The organism is Devosia sp. Root685, from assembly GCF_001427875.1.
Classification (GTDB): Bacteria; Pseudomonadota; Alphaproteobacteria; order Rhizobiales; family Devosiaceae; genus Devosia.
The window spans coordinates 53,428-70,995 of sequence record NZ_LMHK01000001.1 but is presented as its reverse complement, the minus strand read 5'-3'; the positions used below and the strand labels follow the sequence as shown (position 1 = coordinate 70,995).

Below are 17,568 nucleotides of genomic sequence, written 5' to 3'. Positions count from 1 at the left end.
CGAACTCGCCATATGCAAAATCGCGCGTCTTCGCCGGTCTTTAGAGAAGTCCTCTAAAAACTGCGAGTCGCGCGTCCTGATAACGAACCAAATCCTTCGATCAATGCCTCAGTGCCATCGACAGTGGTAATCTGGTTCTTGATGTCTCGCAGCCTTTCAAAGGTTTCATCGCTCGGGTCTTCGCCCAGCGCCGCTTCGGCTGCCTTCAATTCCCTATTTAGCTGAACTTTCTTGTTATGCAAGGCCAGCGCATGACTTAATCCGGTCTCCGCATCGGTCAACGCCGTGTCTGACCCTACCTGCCAAACGCCCTGGCGCACCAAAGTTTCCGCCATCCGGTCAAGAACCGGGCCATGTCCACGCGCTCCCAGCGCCGCCTGCATATCCGGCGCCGAAATATCGTGATGCCGCACAGCGAGCGCCAAAATGTCGCTCAAAACCTTCTGCGCCGTCGGCGTTTCGCAATCGAGCGCCGCCAGAACTTCGAATTTATCCTCGACCAGAGCCGGATGGTTCACCAGCGTCTGGATGATCGTCGCCTCGCGCGGCGTCGCCTCGACCCCGGGTCCACCCCGCACCAGGCGGGAATTGCGCAAAGTATCGGAAACCACCGAGCGCGGCGTTCCGCGCGCCGGAAAGCCATAGGCGCCGCTCTTGCCATAGCCCGATCGCCCACCACCGCGCTGATTATCCCGTCCCTGCCGGATCGGCGCGAAAAACGCCTTCAGCTTCTCGTCGAACGCCTGCTGATAGTGAAAGCGCACGGTCGAATCTTGAATGGAATTGGCCCGCTCGCGCAGACGCGCCTGCAAGGCCGCCCGCTCTTCCGGCGCCTCCGGCACGAGCCCGCCCGTCTCAAGGCTCCAGAGCATGTCAGAAAGGCTCCGCGCCTTGTCGATCACCTCGGCAAAAGCCTGCCGCCCCTGCGCTTTGATCAGATCATCGGGGTCTTGCCCTTCCGGCAGCGTCGCAATCTTCACCGTCTGGCCGGGCTTAAGATGCGGCAGCACCATGTCCATGGCCCGTTCCGCCGCCTTGAGCCCCGCCTTGTCGCCGTCAAAGCACAGCACCGGCACCTCGGCCATGCGCCAAAGCAGTTGCAGATGTTCTTCCGTCAGCGCCGTACCCAGCGGCGCCACCGTGCCCTCAAAGCCCGCAGCCACCGCCGCGATCACATCGAGATAGCCTTCCACGACGATAACCGTCGCCCCATCCCGCGCCGCGGCCCGGGCCGATTGCCCATTATAAAGCGTCTGCCGCTTGGAAAAGAGACTCGTCTCTGGCGAATTGAGATACTTCGCCGGCACATCGGCGCTCAGCGCCCGGCCACCGAAGGCAATAATCCGGCCCCTGAAATCGGTAATCGGAAACATCACGCGATTGCGGAACCGGTCATAGGTCAGCGGATCGTCATCGCGGCTCGTCACCAGCCCCGCGTCGAGCATGGCCTGCGCCGAAACCCCATTGGCCGCCAGGTGTTCCTTGAGTCCATTACGGCTATCGGGCGAAAAGCCGATGCGGAACCGCGTCTGGCTCGTCGCCGAAACGCCGCGATCAAAGAGATAACCCCGCGCCCGCGCCCCGATATTATGAGACAGCGCCGCCTCATAATACTTCGCGGCCAGTTCCATGACCTCGACCAGGCCCTTTTGCGCCGCCTCGCGCTGCTCGGTCCGCTCGTCCCGCGCCGGCATTGCCACACCGGCCATGCCCGCCAGCTTTTCCACCGCCTCGGGAAAACTCATCCCGGCCTTCTCGGTCAAAAACCGAAAATGGTCGCCGGACGCCCCGCAACCAAAACAGTGATAGATGCCGCGCCGGTCATCGGCATGAAAGCTCGGGCTCTTTTCGGCATGAAACGGGCAGCAAGCCCACATATCGCCCTTGCCCGGCTGCGATTTCCGCTTGTCCCAAAGCACATGTTCGCCCACAACCTGCGTAATCGGCAGGCGCTGACGGATTTCTTCCAGGAACTGATCGGAAAAGCGCATGAGGCCTAGATAAGCACTTGCTCACGCCAAGTCATTAGCCCCGAGCTTTTCCACAGCCATGGGCCGGCCGATCAGTATCCACGCATGACCAGCCGGATACTCCTGCCGTTCTGAACATGCACCTTTTCGACAATCGGAAACTGCAGAAACATGATCTCGCTGGGCAGATGGATCATCGCGATGACGTAATATTCGCCGTCCGCAACGCGGTCGAAGCTGAACGATCCGCCAGAGCTGGCGATCGTCGTTCGCATATGCTGCCCATACCGCGGGTCGGCATCGGGCATCTGAGCGCCACCCCATAGCGCGAATTTTCGACCGCGATAGATCGCCGCGATGCGCTCATCGGCATAGGCCGTCCGCGGCACGAGAAACACATCCGTGCCAACCGCACGCAACAGCTTGCCGCTATTTTGGCGCACGAACGCCTGACCGCTAACCTTGGCGCGCCCCGTTAGATTGATGAAGGCCGCCGCCTGCGGGTCGAAGGAAGTCGTCAATACTATCGGTTCGCGCGTCGTCGCACACGCCGTAACCAGACCACAGAGAACCAAAACTACAACTGCGCGAACAATAGCGAGATGGTTGAAACGTGTCCCAGTCATGAAAGCCCCCACGCCTCATGTTCACGTTATGTACTCACGCCAAATTTGCCGAGTCAAGGGCATCGGGCGGAAAAGGAACCATCATCTGTTCGATCGCAAACGTCTCAGCTATGTCTTGCGCACGCCTTCTTGCTCTTGCGCTCACGGTAAAATCGTCCCTTGCCCCCTGTTCAGAAGTTCCCGCTCCGCATCTTCATCCTCTTGACCGCCCTGCCTGCAATCGTTATCGGCGCGACCCTCTGGATCGTCTCCGACCTCGTGCCCGTATGCACGATCGAGGAACAAGACCGCCTCACCTCGCCGGGCCAGCAATTCGACCTCGTCGTCTTTTCGCGCGATTGCGGCAATCACGAAGCCAACACCCAGGCCGCGCTCGTGCCGCCGGGTGATGAGGTTCCATTCGATGCTGCGAGCTTCTTTTCGATCGCCGCCGATGCCGATCTGTCGGCGCGATGGCTGGCGGCCGATTCCATCGAAATCACCCGCCCGGCCAGCGTCGCTCCTTTACGCGATGACGCCAGCGTGGCCGGCGTCACCGTTACCTACAAGTAGGTTTCAAGCCTTGCTGGCCTGATAGAGCCGCCAGGCCCAGCCGAAAAGGCCGATGGCAAAGAACACCAGCAAAATACCGCCGATGACCATGCCGACCGCCGCCGTCAGGACCGGGAAAAACAGGAAAACCAGCCCCAGCAACACATAGGACACGCCGGACAGAACCACCGGCCAGATGCGCGCATAGCTCTCGCGTTCCCGCACCACCACCACGATCTGCATCACGCCCACAAACAGGGCAGCGAGGCCCACAATGGTGCCAAAGAAGGTCGCGGTAAAAATCGTCGCGATGAACGGCTGGATGAAAAACAATAGACCCAGGATCAGCGACGCGGCATTGGCGATGATGTCGAACCAGTAATTGCCGCTCTTGCCGCCGCCAAAGGTCAGGCTCCAGAGCCCCAGGGCACCGTCGACGATAAGCAGGATGCCGCCGAACAGCACCAGCACCGTCAGCGCATCGCCCGGAAAGATGATCGCATAGAGCCCGGCCAGCAGCATCAACAGTCCGCGCAAGGCCGTCGCCGCCGCAAAGCGCCGCTTCGTCTGAGATGAAACCGTCATTCTTGTGCCCTCCAACGGGCCGAAGAGGCCCTTCCAGCAAAAGAAGTCTAGCGCCACCAATCGATTGGCGCCAGTCATACGCCTCTATAGTTTTTCTATAGCGCGCCGGGCAAAATATGGATTGTGCCGGTTGAGCCCCTGTGAAATGAGCAGGCTCCAATTGAGGCCGCGACGGCGGTTGCTGACATGTCCCTGCCCCTCATCGCCCTGTTCGTCGCCGCCTTCGCTTTCGGCACCGCCGAATTCGTCATTGCCGGCATTCTGCCCGATGTTGCCGCGGGGCTGAACGTCTCCATACCTGTCGCCGGCTACCTGATTTCCGGCTACGCGATCGGCATCGCCATCGGCGGCCCACTCCTTGCCGTGGCGACGAAAAAGATGACGCGCAAGACGCTGATTTTGCTTTTGGGCGGCGTTTTCATTCTCGGCCAGGCCTTCTGCGCTCTCGCCCCGAATTTTGAAATGCTCATGCTCGCCCGCGTGCTGGTCTCGGTCGTCCACGGCACCTATTTCGGCATCGCCGCCATCGTTGCTGTCAGCATCGTCTCCCCCGACAAGCGCGGCTTTGCCGTAGCGCTGATTCTCTCGGGCCTCACTGTTTCCAATATTCTCGGCGTGCCCGGCGGCACCGCCATCGGCAATGCGCTGGGCTGGCGTGCCACTTTCTGGGCCGTCGGCATCATTGGCCTGCTGGCTACCCTGGCCGTCGCTCTCTTCCTGCCCCGCAACGCCGCTTCGGAAACCACCTCCGGCAGCTTCATGCGCGAAATCAAGGTGCTCGGCCGCCAGCAGATTGTCGCCTCGCTCTTCATCGTCATCCTGGTGATGATCGGCCAATATAGCCTTTTCACCTACATCACACCGCTCCTGACCAATGTGACCGGTATCGAAACCGGCGTCGTGCCCTGGGTACTGCTGCTTTACGGTGTCGGCTCGACCATCGGCGTCTTCATCGGCGGACGCCTGGCCGACTGGAAACTCATGCCCTCCCTCGTCGCCATCCTGGCGCTGCAGGCGGTGCTGTTCGTCACCATATATTTCGTCAGCCCCTACCCCGTGGGCATGGCCATCGCCACGATCCTCTGGGGCGGGGTCAACTTTGCCTTCGGCTCGCCGGTCCAGTCCCGCGTCCTCGCCTGGGCCGCCGACGCACCCAATCTCGCCTCGGCCCTGATTCCGACGGGCTTTAATATCGGCATCGCCATCGGTGCCGTCCTCGGCGCCAGTGTCATCGAATCGGGCCTCGGCTATGGTTTCCTGCCGCTCATCGGCGGCATTTCCTCGGCCCTCGCCGCAGCCATCGCCGTCGGCTCCGGCCTCTGGGACCACAGCACCGGCGCCCTGCCGCCGGCCCCCACGGCAGTCGCTGCCGAATAGATCACCCTAAAACTGTGATCGCCGATGGATACAATTGCAGCTTCTCTGTAAGGGGGCGTTGTATCTTTGGCCGCTAAGAGAGGCCATAGCGGTCGGGTGCTCGAATGGTCATCGACAATGCCACATTGCTGATCGGCATCGCGTTTTCGAGCGCATCGCTGCTGGTCGCCTTGCTCATCGGCTGGCTCAATGCCCGTTCCGAGACCTATCTCGTGCTTGGCGCCATCGGCATGGCAATGGTGGTTTTCGCCGTCATGCTCCTGGGCCTGGGCAACGGCGCTTATGGCTACGCCCAGCACTTGGTGCCCTATACGATGATCCTGATCGGTTTCAGCTTCGTCTATGCCGGGGCGCGCCGCTTCCGGGATATGGCCACCAGTTATCGTCCACCGATCATCGTTGGCACTGTTTCCGTGATCGCCATCGCCATTCCCTTTCTCATGGGATTGACGGGATTGGGCACTGCGCTCCTCAACCTGCTGGCGGCCGTCATTCTCGTGCTTTGCGCAGTCGAGCATTGGCGCAGCAAGGATCACCCTCACCTGGCGCTCAATGCCAACGCGATTCTCTATTGCATCACAGCCCTCTCATTCCTCGCCTGCGCAGCCGTTTTGCTGGCCGAAGGCCGCTGGGTAATCACCGAGCCGCCCAAGAATTGGGCCGAGGACTTCAATTCCATCATGTCGCTGGTCGGCCTGACCGGCATCGGCGCGCTGACCCTAACGCTCCACTATGCCCGCGCCGCCCACCGCCACCACACCGAAGCCAACACTGATTCTCTGACCGGCGTTCTCAATCGCCGCGCGCTCTTTGATCGCTTCGGCGCGACCAGGCAGCCCAGCAGCATCGCGGTATTGATGTTCGACCTAGACCATTTCAAGCAGGTCAACGACCGCTTCGGCCACGCCCAGGGCGATCGCGTCCTCGAACGTTTCGCCGATGTCCTGCGCCAGGAACTGCGAACCAGCGACGTCGCCTCCCGTATCGGGGGAGAGGAATTCTGCGTCGTCCTCATCGACATCGACCAGGAAACGGCGCAGGCCATCGCCGAACGCATCCGCCAGGCCTTCGCCGATCTGGCCGTCGCCATCGACGACAAGGGCCTCATCGCGACGGTCAGCATCGGCCTCGCCATCCCGGCCACGGACGAAGACTTCTCGGCCCTTCTCAACCGCGCCGACGCGGCCCTCTACCAGGCCAAAAATGGCGGCCGGAACCAGGTCCGGCTCGCCACCTTGAGGTTGGTGGCCTGAGCCTCAGCCCTTCGCAGCCAGCGCGTTCCGCACCTGCCCGCTGACCTTGCCGAAGTCGATCCGGCCCGGATAGCTGACCTTGAGCGCTGCGATCACCTTGCCCATGTCCTTGGGACCCTCGGCGCCGCTCGCGGCAATCGCTGCCTCGATGGCAGTCGCCACTTCTTCCTCGCTCAACGGCTTGGGCAGGAACTCGTTGAGAATATCGATCTCTTCTTTTTCCACAGTCGCAAGGTCGGCGCGCCCGGCCTGCGCATAGATCGCAAAGCTCTCTTCGCGCTGCTTCACCATCTTCTGGATGATCGCCAACACTTCGTCATTCGTCGCCGGACCCTTGCCGTCGCCGCGATTGGCGATATCGCGATCCCCAACGGCCGCATTGATGGCGCGTAAAGTGCCGGTACGCCTTTGGTCGCGGGCCTTGAGGGCAGTTTTCAGGCCTTCGCTGATCGTTTCGCGCATCTTGATGTGCTCCTTGCCATGCAATTTGTTGTCCCCATATAGGCATGAAACGCTGGACGCGCCACTTGCGCTCTGCGCCTTGGCCTTCTATGACGAGGCCTCAACCGACATACCTCGCAGCACCGTAGCGGCTTTCGCCGCCACCTTCGCACGCGATCCGACGAACCAAGCATGGAGACCGACCGTGACCGGCTGGCAGCAATCCCCCGCGACCGCAGTTCTTATTCTGGCTGACGGCACGCGCCTTGAGGGCCATGGCATCGGTGCGGTCGGCCACGCCGCCGGCGAAGTCTGCTTCAACACCGCCATGACCGGATATCAGGAAGTCCTCACCGACCCCTCCTATGCCGGCCAGATCATCACCTTCACTTTCCCCCATATCGGCAATGTCGGCACCAACGACGAAGATATCGAAACGGTGAACATGGCCGCCCTCTCGGGCGTGCGCGGCGTCGTCCTCAAGGCCGACATCACCAATCCCTCGAACTACCGCGCCGCCGAAAAGCTCGATGCCTGGCTCAAGAAGCGCAACATCATCGGCATCGCCGGCATCGACACCCGCGCCCTCACCGCCCGCATTCGCGAACACGGCATGCCCAACGGCGTCATCGCCCACGAGCCGACCGGCCATTTCGATGAAGGCTCCATCAAGGCCGAACTGAGCGCCTTCCCGGGCCTTGAAGGCCTCGACCTCGCCAAGGAAGTTACCACGGCCCAGACCTATCACTGGGACCAGACCAGCTGGCAGTGGAACAAGGGCTATGGCACCCTCGACAAGCCCGATTTCCATGTCGTCGCCATCGATTACGGCGCCAAGCGCAATATCCTGCGCTGCCTCGCCGATCAGGGCGCCAAGGTCACCGTCGTGCCCGCCACCGCCACGGCCGCCGACGTCCTCGCCCATAGCCCCGACGCCATCTTCCTCTCCAACGGCCCTGGCGATCCGGCCGCGACCGGCAAATATGCCGTCCCGACCATCCAGAAGCTGATGGAGTCGGGCAAGCCGATGTTCGGCATCTGCCTTGGCCACCAACTTCTCGGCCTCGCTCTCGGCGGCACGACCTCCAAGATGCATCAGGGCCACCACGGCGCCAATCATCCGGTCAAGGACCTGACCACCGGCAAGGTGGAAATCACCTCGATGAACCATGGCTTTGCCGTGGACGCCGAGACCCTGCCCGCCGGCGTCACCCAGACCCACATCTCGCTTTTTGACGGCTCCAATGCCGGCCTTGCCGTCGATGGCAAGCCGATCTTCTCGGTGCAGTATCACCCCGAGGCCAGCCCCGGCCCGCAGGATAGCCACTACCTCTTCACCCGCTTCCTCAATCTGGTGCGCAAGGAAAAGGGTATTGCCGAGTGGCCCGAGCACCAGGCGCCTGCGGCGTAAATGAACCGCAACGAGATCGTTGAGGGTTTCAAGGGCGGGGCTATCGTTGCGCTGTCCTCCGCTCCCTTCGCCGTACTTTTCGGCGCCGTCGCCGTCGATAACGGCTTAAACCTTCCAGAAGTGGCGCTCATGAGCGCCACCGTCTATGCCGGTGCCAGCCAGCTGGTCGGCATCGAGCTTTTCGGCCAGTACGTCGCCGCCTGGCTGGTGGTGCTCTCGATCTTTGCGGTCAATTTCCGCCACGTGCTCTATTCGGCCGCGCTCACCCGCTACCTCACGCATTTCTCGCTGGGCCAGAAGCTCCTTGCCTTCTTCCTGCTCATCGATCCGCAGTTTGCCGAAACCGTGCGCCGCGCCGAAAGCGGCAAGACCATCACGCTCGAATGGTATCTCGCCTTCGCAGCCGTCATCTATGTGCCCTGGCTGACCTTCAGCGTGATCGGCGCGGCTTTCGGCTCGATGATTGGTGATCCGCGCGTCTGGGCCATAGACGTGTTGCTGCCGCTCTATTTCCTCGGCATCGTCGTCGGCTTCCGCCGTAAGCCCGGCTTTTATCCGGTTGTCGCCGCCAGTTTCATCGGCTCGGTCCTCGGCTACCAGTTCGTCGGCTCGCCCTGGCATGTGAGCATCGGCGCCGCCTTCGGCGTTCTCGTCGCCGCTCTTCTGCCCCTCTCGCCGCCGCCCGGCACTAAAACCGCAAAGGCTGGGCACTCATGAACTTCGCGCTCGATCCCGCAACCGCCTGGCTGATCATCGCCGCCGCCGTCGCCACCTATCTGACGCGGGTGGGCGGCTATGTGCTCATCACCCGCATGAGCACCATTCCCCCGCGCCTCGAAGCCGCACTCAATGCCGTCCCGGCCGCGGTGCTGACGACACTCTGCGCCCCCGCCTTCTTCAACGGCGGGCTCGACATAAAACTCGCCATGCTGGTGGCGCTCGTCGTCAGCCTCAAATATCCCGGCCTGATCATGCTGGCTGCCGGCTGGGCGACCGCCATGCTCTGCCGCCACGCCTTCGGTCTCTAACCTTAGCTCGACCTCTGCCGGACGACTTCGAGGTCGGTCAGACCACAGACCTCAAAACCCTTGTCCCGCGCCATAATGCCGAAGGCTTCGGCGCCCAGATGTAGTTTGTAAGGCGTCTCGGCAAAGCGCACACCGGCGTCGATAACCGCCCGTGCAATGAGCACGAAACTCTCCCCCACCCCATCGAGCGGCAACAGCGCGAAAACCTTCTGATGGCCCAAATAGGTGCGGAACCCCTTGTCTCGGCGCACCACGCCATCCCGCCCGCCATCCTTGTAGAGCACTTTGAAAGGCGCAGCTTTCTCGTAGCGGAAAAGCTGGTCATCCCCCGGCGCTCCCGTTTCATCGACCACGTTGGCGGCCGTCACAGGAAGCCCGGCGCCAAGCATGCGCTGGATCGCATCGGCCGGAATAGCAGTCACCGCCCCATCGACCAGCAACAGATAGTCTCTATCAGCCGCGAACCCATCCAGAATGGCATTGTCCCGCGCCGCTGAAGACGAGAGATCGCCGGTCACGATCTCCGCCTGCAATCCGCTCCGCTCAAGCATTGCGGCCACGTCCCCTCGGTGGGCGTCGGCAGAAATATGGACTGCAAAGGTCAGCCGATCCCGAGGATAGTCGAGAGCGGCCAGCGCCGCCGAGAGAGCCGGCGACAGATCTCGCTTCCCCAGCCGCACCGCAACGTGAACCTGTGGCCGTTCGTCCGTCGGTACGATGACTTGATTGGCATAAAGCTGCAGCGGATCGGAGATAACCACCTTGGCCACGGCCGGATTGGCCATCTGCCGCCACGCCCACTTGATGGCCGTGGGGACCTGCAGAATAGGAGCAAATCTGTTGCCCCGCTTGTGCCAGGGCACCCAGGTGGTCATCCAGACATGGGAAACAAGCGAACCACTCGTCGCGGGCACAACGGTACCGATCGGCTCCAGCAACGCGATGGCTTCGGCGTCAGAGCGCGTCTTGCGGCCATCCGCCAGTAGCGGCGACCAGACCATCGGCGACAACAGGATCGGGCGATCTTCCTTCTGCAGCCTGAGCACCGACGCCGTAACCATGGACGGCCCGGTGGAATAGAAGGTTTCCTGATCCACCAGATCAGGCATTCTAGCAATGATATCAAGCCACAACCGATGCCCCGGCACCGACCCCATGAAGGCATTGGTCAGGAGAAACGGCACCCCTTGATGGTGTCGATCCGGAAATATGTGCTCGAGCGGCTCAATGCCTAGGAAACACTCGTAATTCAGCAACCCTTCAACTGACTGGAAAGGCTCGACATCGAGATCGGCATAAACACCGCCCAAAGCGCCCAGCACCAGATAGCGGAAAGAATCCGCCCTCTGGATCATCTTGGGATAGGCGTCATATGTGGCGAGAAAACCAGGATAGATCTCTGCCACGAAGGCCCTCATCGCCTCGTCGGTCCAGAGACGAATCTCCCAGTCCGGATGCAACCGGCGCCAGGCATCGTAGTAGGCCTGCATCTGGCGCGGAAGCTGTTCGGATTTCCAGGTAAAATGAAGGATTCTTGGGATCATGGGCCGGCCAACGCATAAAGACCGGCCCGGTTTAGCTAACCTTATGTCCCGCGGCTACCCCATCGCGCGTCAGCCATAATTCAGACATTCCCCGAGAACGTATCGCACTCGTTCGGGTCACCCGCCTTATAGCCTCGCTCGAACCAGGTTTGCCGCTGCGCCGAAGTACCGTGGTTGAAGGTCTTGGGCACCGCAAAGCCCTGCATGCGCTTTTGCAGCGTATCGTCGCCGATCTGCTCGGCCGCATTCAACGCCTCTTCGATATCGCCGGAATCGAGCAGGTTCTTCTGGCCGGCATAATTGGCCCAAACGCCCGCATAGCAATCTGCCTGCAATTCCACCCGCACCGAATAGGCATTGGCCTGTTCCTCGCTCATGCTCTGGCGGCGGCGGTTGAATTCGGGCAGCACACCCGTGAGATTCTGCACATGGTGCCCGACCTCGTGGGCAAGCACATAGGCCTGCGCAAAATCGCCCGGCGCACCAAACTTGCGGTGCAGTTCGTCGTAAAAACTCAGGTCGATATAGACCTTGGAATCGACCGGGCAATAGAACGGCCCCGTCCGCGCATCGGCAACGCCACAGCCCGAATTGGTCTGGCCGCTGAAAATCACCACCGGCGGCTCGGGATAATCCTCACCTGCACTGGCAAAAACCTCGGTCCAGAGATCCTCGGTTTCCTTGACCACCACGCCGACGAAATCGACGAGTTCATCCTGGCCTTCCGTTGGAAGCTGTTGCGACGATGCGCTCGAGGTCCCGGTGCTCGATCCGCCCGTCAGCGAGTCCAGCGGGTTCTGGCCCGTCACCATCCAGATGATGCCCAGCACCACGATGATGCCGATGACCCCGCCAATCCCCCCGCGCGACCCACCGCCGGTGGGAATGCGGATGCCGCCGCTGCGCCCGAGCGAAGGCCCGCCAAAGCCGCCCGCCTGTCCGCGACGATCCTCGATATTGCTGCTGCGTTCCCGACCACGCCACTTCATGACGGCCCTCCATATTCACGTCTTTGGTAGCAACAAGCCGAAACAATTGAAACGGGTTGCACGAGGCGCCAAAAAGACCATCGTCATCGAACCGTCATAAATTGACCACTCGGTAAAAACTTCATAGCGTCTCCCCCGCCGCTGTCATGCCACCGTCACCGAACGCGGGCATGTCGAGGCCGCTTCCCGGGAGAGGAAGCGCTTGAGAAGCCGGGCCAGCCGGCCACTCGGGATTTTCGGCCCCAGGCTTCCTGGCATTTCACTTGGAGATCATCAGATGAATTTTCTTCCAAAGATTTCTCGCCGCAGCTTTCTTGCCGGCTCCGCCAGTCTAGGAGCGATCGCGGCGATGCACCCCTTTGCGGTCCAGGCGCAAGCCAACCAGGCGCATCTGCGCATCATCGAGACCACCGACCTGCATGTCGCGGCCTTGGCCTATGACTATTACGCCGACGCTCCCAACGACACGATGGGCCTGGCGCGCACCGCGACCCTGATTGAAGGCATCCGCGCCGAAGCCGGCAATTCCATGCTGCTCGACAATGGCGACATCATCCAGGGCAACCCGATGGGCGACTATATCGCCTATGAAAAGGGCCTCGATGGCAATGTGCACCCGATCATCGCCGCCATGAACACCCTCGGCTATGAAGCCGCGACCCTCGGCAATCACGAATTCAACTACGGCCTCGAATTCCTCGACAAGGCGCTCGAGGGCGCCACCTTCCCCTTCGTCTCCGCCAATCTCGTGCGCGGCGACCTCGCAGCCGACGTGCTGAGCGACGAAACCTATGTCGCGCCCTATCGCATCGTCGAAAAGGAACTGACTGACGGCTCCGGCGCCACCAAGACCATCAAGGTCGGCCTCATCGGCTTCCTGCCACCCCAGATCATGACCTGGGACGCGACCCACCTGACCGGTAAGGTCAACACCCGCGATATCGTCGAAACCGCCAAGGCCTATGTGCCCAAGATGAAGGAAGAAGGCGCCGATATCATCATCGCCCTCTCCCATTCCGGCATTGCCGCCGATCAGACCACCGGCGCCGAAAACGCCTCGCTCCAGCTCGCAGCCGTCGAAGGCATCGACGTGGTCCTCACCGGCCACCAGCACCTCGTCTTCCCCGGCCCTGACTATGAAGACGTCGAGGGCGCCGATGTCACCGCCGGGACGCTCAACGGCAAACCCGCCGTCATGCCCGGCTTCTGGGGTAGCCATATGGGCCTCATCGACCTGCTGCTCGAGCAGGATGCGAGCGGCAAGTGGACCATTGCCTCGCACACTTCCGAAGCCCGCCCGATCTTCGAGCGCGTCGACGGTAAGGTCAAAGCTCTCGTCGAGGACGAAGCCGATATCGTCACCGAAGTCACCCACGAGCACGAAGAAACGCTCGACTATATCCGTCGCGCCGTCGGCGAAACCTCCGCTCCGCTCTATTCCTACTTCGCTCTCGTCGCCGACGATCCCTCCGTCCAGATCGTCAGCCAGGCCCAGACCTGGTACATCGAGCAGATGATGAAGGGCACCGAATGGGAAAGCCTGCCGATCCTCTCGGCTGCCGCTCCCTTCAAGTCCGGCGGTCGCGGCGGCCCGGATTACTATACCGACGTGCCCGTTGGCCCCGTCGCCATCAAGAACGTCGCCGATCTCTATCTCTATCCCAACACCATCCAGGCCGTTGTCATCACCGGCGCCGATGTGAAGAACTGGCTCGAACGCTCGGCCGGCATCTTCAACCAGATCGAGCCCGGCGCCAAAGACGCCGAACTCATCAACCTCGATTTCCCGTCCTACAATTTCGACGTGATCGACGGCGTCACCTACAAGATCGACCTGACCCAGCCCTCCAAATATTCCTCGGACGGCAAGGAAGAGCCGAACCCCGACGCCAACCGCATCGTCGACCTCGCCTATGACGGCAAGCCGATCGATCCGGCCCAGAAATTCGTGGTTGCCACCAACAACTACCGCGCCGGCGGCGGCGGCACCTTCCCGAACATCAATTCGGACGTGATCGTCTTCAAGGGTCCCGATACCAATCGCGACATCATCGTGCGTTTCATCATCGAAAACGGCACGATCAACCCCAAGGCCGACAGCAACTGGTCGCTGGCTCCCATTCCGGACACCACCGTCCTCTTCGCGACGGGCCCGAAAGCCGCCGACCACGTAGCCGACGTCACCGCCGTCAAGATCGAGGCCACAGGCGAAACCAACGCCGACGGTTTTGGCGTCTACCGCATCACGCTCTAATCTGCTGCCAGGGAGCTTTCACACACTCGGTTGTCACCCCGGCGAAGGCCGGGGCCCATCCTGAAATCTCAAGATGGCCCCCGGGTCGAGCCCGGGGTGACAGCCGGTGGTTGGTCGCCTCCATAGAAAAACCACTCTGGGAATCTCGGGGGAAGCCGCTAGGCTTCCCAAATCATTTGAGGAACAAGAAAATGCTGCGGATCATCACCACCCTGCTTTTCGCCCTCCTCACCCTCCCGGCCCACGCCGAAGTCCCCCTTGCCGGCTACTTCACCGCCACCAAGGCCTGCCCAGCCCTCCAATCCATCAGCCGGCAAACCAATCCCGGCGACATCACTATCCGTCCGGGCACCGCCTACGATCTCATCGCCGGCAACAAGGACCACCCGACCCATCTCTGGATCGTCGTGCCCGGCGCCGAACCCGACCGCCGTTGGGTCACTGTTGATTGCGGCACCCGCTCCACCGACGCCGAAGGCCGCGTCGATGAACCAACGCCTCCAGCGCCAGCCCCCACCTATCGCGGCACCCAATATATCCTCGCCGTAAACTGGCAGCCCGCCTTCTGCGAACTCAGCCCGCGAAAAACCGAGTGCCGCAATCAGCGCGCCACGAGTTTTGAAGCCACCAATTTCACTCTGCACGGCCTCTGGCCGCAGCCCCACAGCAACGAATATTGCAATGTCCCGGCCGGGGACCGCTACGCCAGCGAAGACGGCCGCTGGCGCGATCTCCCCATCCTCGACCTGCCCCTGTCCATCCGCCGCGACCTCGACGAAGTCATGCCCGGCAGCCAATCCAACCTCGACCGCCACGAATGGACCAAGCACGGCACCTGCTACGGCACCGGCCCCGGCCAATACTATGCCGACGCCCTCGACCTCATGCTGGCCCTCAATACCTCCGAAGTCGCCGAACTTTTCGCCAGCAACATCGGCAAGCGCATTACCCTGACGCAAATCCGCGACGCCTTCGACAATGCCTTCGGCCCCGGCGCCGGCGAACGCGTCCGCATGACCTGTGAACAGGACGGCAATCGCACCCTCATCACCGAACTGACCATCGGCCTCACCGGCAATATCGACGGCCCCGATTCCCTACCCCGCCTCATTGCCGCTGCCTCCCCCACCGACGGCGGCTGCCGCTCCGGCCAGGTCGACGCGGTAGGATTGCGGTAGTTCACTCGCAACGGCACCCCAAAAGCCCTCATGGTGAGGTGCTTTGCCCTTGCAAAGCCTCGAACCACGGGGGCGAGCGCGTGGAGGTTTCCTACTTCCCCGCCCCATCAAGCCGCTGCCGCAACGCCACCAGTTCCCGCCGCATCGTTTCCGTCGCTTCCAGCGATTGCCCCGCGCCTTCGATAACGGCCAGCGGAATGGAAAGTGCCTTGTCTTTCAGCGCTCGCCCCTCCTCGGTAAGCCGGATGCGCACCTGCCGCTCGTCTTCCTCGTCGCGATGGCGCCCCACCAACCCCCGGGCCTCCAGCCGCTTGATGAGCGGCGTAATTGTTCCTGAATCGAGGAACAATCGCTCCCCCAGCGCCTTTACCGTGATGTCGTCCTTTTCCCATAGCACCAGAAAGGCGAGATATTGCGGATAGGTCAGCTCCAGCGCATCCAGGCGCGGCTTGTAGAAGCGCGTGAATGCGTGTCCGGCCGAATAGACGGCAAAGCACAGCATCTGGTCGATCGTCGGCATCCGCTTCTCGCTCATCGCCTCACCTTTCAATGTCAAAAATCTATCACATAATTTTCTATTGCACGCAATTAAATTGCGCACTATAGATCGCTCGTCACGAAATTTCATCCCTCCAAAGGAAGCCGTCGCAATGTCCATCAAAGCCGCAGTCTACACCGCCCACGCCCACACCACCGGCGGCCGCACCGGCACCAGCAAGACCGATGATGGTCGCCTTGCCGTCACGCTCGATACGCCCAAGGCCATGGGTGGCAATGACGGCCCGGGCACCAATCCCGAGCAGCTGTTTGCCGTCGGCTATTCCGCTTGCTTCTTGGGCGCGGTCAAGGCCGTCGCACGTGGCGAAAAGATCAAGGTCCCTGACGAAACCACCATCGACGCCTCTGTTTCCTTCGGCGAAAACGCCAATGAAGGCGGCAAGGGTTTCAATATTGCAGTTGAGCTGAAGGTGACCCTCCCCGGCTTCTCCAAGGAAGACGCTGAGGCGCTGGTCCACAAGGCCCACCAGGTCTGCCCCTATTCCAATGCCACCCGTGGCAATGTCGATGTCACGCTGACTGTCGCCTGAAACAAGAAGGGCGCCCCTTGAGGCGCCCTTTTTTCATTCTGCCGGCACCGCATCCGGGGTCCAGCCGCTGTCCCGCCGTTCGAGCCACACCGACACGAAAAACAGCGCCAGCCCGACCACCGCCATCACCGCGCCCACCGGCCCCGTCGAAGCCCAACCAAGTCCCGCCGCAATCGCCATCCCGCCAAAGAGCGCACCCAGCGCATTGGCGATATTGAAAGCCGCATGGTTGAGCGTCGCAGCCAGCGTCTGCCCATCCGCCGCCACATCCATCAACCGCGTCTGTAGCGCCGTACCGATGGCCACCGTAAAGCCCACCCCCAACACGCTCAGCGCCGCCGTCGGCCAGGCCTGCGCCAGCCACGGCACCGCTGCAAGACTGACGATATTGAACGCCAGCATGCCGCCAATGGTCTTCATCAACGCCCGGTCCGCCATATAGGCCCCCAGAATATTACCCAGCGTCATACCGACCCCGAACAGCGCCAACACCACCGGCACCCAAATCGTCGGAATGCCCGTCACCTCAGTCAGCAGCGGCACGATATAGGTGAACACCGAAAACATGCCACCGCATCCGGTCGCCGCAATACCCAGCGTCAGCCAAACCTGGGGGCGCTTCAGCGCACCCAGTTCACGCAGCGGGCTCGCGCCCTCCGCCGCCTTGATCGCCGGCACGAAGCGCATGACCATCAGCACCGTAAGCGCGCCAATACCACCCACGGCGAGGAAAGTCGGCCGCCAGCCGAGCCCTTGCCCCAGCCAGGTCGCCAGCGGCATGCCGATCAGCGTCGCCAGCGTCAGCCCCAGCATCACCCGGCCCACGGCCCGGGCGCGGAAACCGACTTCCACCATCGAAGCGGCAACCAGCGCCGCAATACCGAAATAAGCGCCATGCGGCAGCCCGGAAACGAAACGCAGCAGTACCAGCGACCAATAATCCGGTGCCACGGCACTCCCAAAATTGCCCAGCGCAAACAGCGCCATCAGCCCCAAAAGCAGCGGCTTGCGCGGCACCCGCGCAAAAAGCACCGCAATCAGCGGCGCGCCGACGACCACGCCAAGCGCATAAGCCGAGATGACATGCCCTGCCTCGGGTTCAGTGACACCAAGGTCACCCGCCAGATTGGGCAAGAGGCCCATAATGGCAAATTCGCCTGTGCCAATGCCGAAAGAACCGATAGCCATGGCGAAAATCGCCAGTTTCGTTGCAAGGCCGGTGAGGCCCTGAATGGGTGCAACGCCGTTCGTCATGGCAAAAGTCCAAGTATAAAAGGGCCCGATGCCAATGGC

17 protein-coding genes are annotated in these 17,568 nt (G+C 61.8%); 9 read left to right on the top strand and 8 right to left on the bottom strand.

Features of this window, described 5'->3' with window-relative positions; genetic code table 11:
* Window positions 1-53: 53 nt before the first annotated feature.
* Entirely contained in the window at window positions 54-1,991 is a 1,938-nt protein-coding gene (dnaG, locus tag ASD83_RS00350) for a DNA primase (protein ID WP_056306873.1), read from the bottom strand.
* A 71-nt stretch (window positions 1,992-2,062) separates the two neighbouring features.
* Window positions 2,063-2,491 carry a hypothetical protein gene (locus tag ASD83_RS00345; protein WP_056306872.1) on the bottom strand — a complete coding sequence of 143 codons (429 nt, stop codon included), beginning with the start codon at window positions 2,489-2,491 and terminating at the stop codon, window positions 2,063-2,065.
* Between the two features lie 264 nt (window positions 2,492-2,755).
* Between ASD83_RS00345 and ASD83_RS00340 the strand changes: the two genes are divergently transcribed.
* Window positions 2,756-3,148: a hypothetical protein gene (locus tag ASD83_RS00340; protein WP_056306871.1), complete on the top strand. Its 393-nt coding sequence runs from the start codon at window positions 2,756-2,758 to the stop codon at window positions 3,146-3,148.
* A 3-nt stretch (window positions 3,149-3,151) separates the two neighbouring features.
* Here ASD83_RS00340 and ASD83_RS00335 read toward each other — a convergent pair whose 3' ends face one another.
* A complete protein-coding gene (locus tag ASD83_RS00335; protein WP_162249103.1) occupies window positions 3,152-3,712 on the bottom strand; it encodes an HdeD family acid-resistance protein in 561 nt (186 codons plus the stop codon).
* Between the two features lie 186 nt (window positions 3,713-3,898).
* On the opposite strand from ASD83_RS00335, the gene ASD83_RS00330 reads away from it, so the two are divergent.
* Window positions 3,899-5,089, top strand: a complete 1,191-nt coding sequence (locus tag ASD83_RS00330) for an MFS transporter (RefSeq protein WP_056306869.1) — start codon at window positions 3,899-3,901, stop codon at window positions 5,087-5,089.
* A gap of 104 nt (window positions 5,090-5,193) precedes the next feature.
* Window positions 5,194-6,342 carry a sensor domain-containing diguanylate cyclase gene (locus tag ASD83_RS00325; RefSeq protein WP_056306868.1) on the top strand — a complete coding sequence of 383 codons (1,149 nt, stop codon included), beginning with the start codon at window positions 5,194-5,196 and terminating at the stop codon, window positions 6,340-6,342.
* 3 nt (window positions 6,343-6,345) lie between these two features.
* Here the strand turns inward: ASD83_RS00325 and ASD83_RS00320 are convergent, their stop codons facing one another.
* On the bottom strand, window positions 6,346-6,804 hold the full coding sequence (locus ASD83_RS00320; protein ID WP_056309737.1) for a GatB/YqeY domain-containing protein: 459 nt from the start codon (window positions 6,802-6,804) through the stop codon (window positions 6,346-6,348).
* Window positions 6,805-6,988: 184 nt separating this feature from the next.
* Here ASD83_RS00320 and carA point away from each other — a divergent pair, with 184 nt between their 5' ends.
* Genes carA through ASD83_RS00305 form a run of 3 tightly spaced genes read left to right on the top strand, consistent with a single transcriptional unit; the run spans window position 6,989 to window position 9,222 of the window.
* The gene (carA, locus tag ASD83_RS00315) at window positions 6,989-8,194 is read left to right on the top strand and encodes a glutamine-hydrolyzing carbamoyl-phosphate synthase small subunit (protein WP_056309736.1); all 1,206 of its coding nucleotides are present in this window, start codon (window positions 6,989-6,991) and stop codon (window positions 8,192-8,194) included.
* The gene (locus ASD83_RS00310) at window positions 8,195-8,911 is read left to right on the top strand and encodes an AzlC family ABC transporter permease (protein ID WP_056306867.1); all 717 of its coding nucleotides are present in this window, start codon (window positions 8,195-8,197) and stop codon (window positions 8,909-8,911) included.
* On the top strand, window positions 8,908-9,222 hold the full coding sequence (locus ASD83_RS00305; RefSeq protein WP_056306866.1) for an AzlD family protein: 315 nt from the start codon (window positions 8,908-8,910) through the stop codon (window positions 9,220-9,222). The genes ASD83_RS00310 and ASD83_RS00305 overlap by 4 nt, the downstream gene beginning before the upstream one ends.
* A gap of 2 nt (window positions 9,223-9,224) precedes the next feature.
* On the opposite strand, the gene ASD83_RS00300 is transcribed toward ASD83_RS00305, so the two are convergent.
* On the bottom strand, window positions 9,225-10,766 hold the full coding sequence (locus tag ASD83_RS00300; protein ID WP_082560877.1) for a glycosyltransferase family 32 protein: 1,542 nt from the start codon (window positions 10,764-10,766) through the stop codon (window positions 9,225-9,227).
* Between the two features lie 80 nt (window positions 10,767-10,846).
* Window positions 10,847-11,755 (bottom strand): neutral zinc metallopeptidase, encoded by a 909-nt coding sequence (locus ASD83_RS00295; protein WP_056306864.1) that lies wholly within the window; start codon window positions 11,753-11,755, stop codon window positions 10,847-10,849.
* Between the two features lie 277 nt (window positions 11,756-12,032).
* Between ASD83_RS00295 and ASD83_RS00290 the strand changes: the two genes are divergently transcribed.
* Window positions 12,033-14,009, top strand: coding sequence for a bifunctional 2',3'-cyclic-nucleotide 2'-phosphodiesterase/3'-nucleotidase (locus ASD83_RS00290; protein ID WP_056306863.1), 1,977 nt, complete (start codon window positions 12,033-12,035; stop codon window positions 14,007-14,009).
* Window positions 14,010-14,200: 191 nt separating this feature from the next.
* Complete coding sequence (locus tag ASD83_RS00285; protein ID WP_056306862.1) at window positions 14,201-15,187, top strand: ribonuclease T2 family protein; 987 nt, start codon at window positions 14,201-14,203, stop codon at window positions 15,185-15,187.
* 91 nt (window positions 15,188-15,278) lie between these two features.
* Here the strand turns inward: ASD83_RS00285 and ASD83_RS00280 are convergent, their stop codons facing one another.
* A complete protein-coding gene (locus ASD83_RS00280; RefSeq protein ID WP_244489071.1) occupies window positions 15,279-15,707 on the bottom strand; it encodes a MarR family winged helix-turn-helix transcriptional regulator in 429 nt (142 codons plus the stop codon).
* Window positions 15,708-15,837: 130 nt separating this feature from the next.
* Between ASD83_RS00280 and ASD83_RS00275 the strand changes: the two genes are divergently transcribed.
* Window positions 15,838-16,275, top strand: a complete 438-nt coding sequence (locus tag ASD83_RS00275) for an organic hydroperoxide resistance protein (RefSeq protein WP_056306860.1) — start codon at window positions 15,838-15,840, stop codon at window positions 16,273-16,275.
* A 33-nt stretch (window positions 16,276-16,308) separates the two neighbouring features.
* On the opposite strand, the gene ASD83_RS00270 is transcribed toward ASD83_RS00275, so the two are convergent.
* Complete coding sequence (locus ASD83_RS00270; protein ID WP_056306859.1) at window positions 16,309-17,529, bottom strand: MFS transporter; 1,221 nt, start codon at window positions 17,527-17,529, stop codon at window positions 16,309-16,311.
* Between the last annotated feature and the right edge of the window lie 39 nt (window positions 17,530-17,568).

Excerpts from the sequence above, each read along its gene's own strand:
- dnaG (WP_056306873.1), bottom strand. The coding sequence starts at position 1,991 with ATGCGCTTTTCCGATCAGTTCCTGGAAGAAATCCGTCAGCGCCTGCCG.
- ASD83_RS00335 (WP_162249103.1), bottom strand. The coding sequence starts at position 3,712 with ATGACGGTTTCATCTCAGACGAAGCGGCGCTTTGCGGCGGCGACGGCC.
- ASD83_RS00330 (WP_056306869.1), top strand. The coding sequence starts at position 3,899 with ATGTCCCTGCCCCTCATCGCCCTGTTCGTCGCCGCCTTCGCTTTCGGC.
- ASD83_RS00325 (WP_056306868.1), top strand. The coding sequence starts at position 5,194 with ATGGTCATCGACAATGCCACATTGCTGATCGGCATCGCGTTTTCGAGC.
- ASD83_RS00320 (WP_056309737.1), bottom strand. The coding sequence starts at position 6,804 with ATGCGCGAAACGATCAGCGAAGGCCTGAAAACTGCCCTCAAGGCCCGC.
- ASD83_RS00310 (WP_056306867.1), top strand. The coding sequence starts at position 8,195 with ATGAACCGCAACGAGATCGTTGAGGGTTTCAAGGGCGGGGCTATCGTT.
- ASD83_RS00305 (WP_056306866.1), top strand. The coding sequence starts at position 8,908 with ATGAACTTCGCGCTCGATCCCGCAACCGCCTGGCTGATCATCGCCGCC.
- ASD83_RS00300 (WP_082560877.1), bottom strand. The coding sequence starts at position 10,766 with ATGATCCCAAGAATCCTTCATTTTACCTGGAAATCCGAACAGCTTCCG.
- ASD83_RS00295 (WP_056306864.1), bottom strand. The coding sequence starts at position 11,755 with ATGAAGTGGCGTGGTCGGGAACGCAGCAGCAATATCGAGGATCGTCGC.
- ASD83_RS00290 (WP_056306863.1), top strand. The coding sequence starts at position 12,033 with ATGAATTTTCTTCCAAAGATTTCTCGCCGCAGCTTTCTTGCCGGCTCC.
- ASD83_RS00285 (WP_056306862.1), top strand. The coding sequence starts at position 14,201 with ATGCTGCGGATCATCACCACCCTGCTTTTCGCCCTCCTCACCCTCCCG.
- ASD83_RS00280 (WP_244489071.1), bottom strand. The coding sequence starts at position 15,707 with ATGCCGACGATCGACCAGATGCTGTGCTTTGCCGTCTATTCGGCCGGA.
- ASD83_RS00275 (WP_056306860.1), top strand. The coding sequence starts at position 15,838 with ATGTCCATCAAAGCCGCAGTCTACACCGCCCACGCCCACACCACCGGC.
- ASD83_RS00270 (WP_056306859.1), bottom strand. The coding sequence starts at position 17,529 with ATGACGAACGGCGTTGCACCCATTCAGGGCCTCACCGGCCTTGCAACG.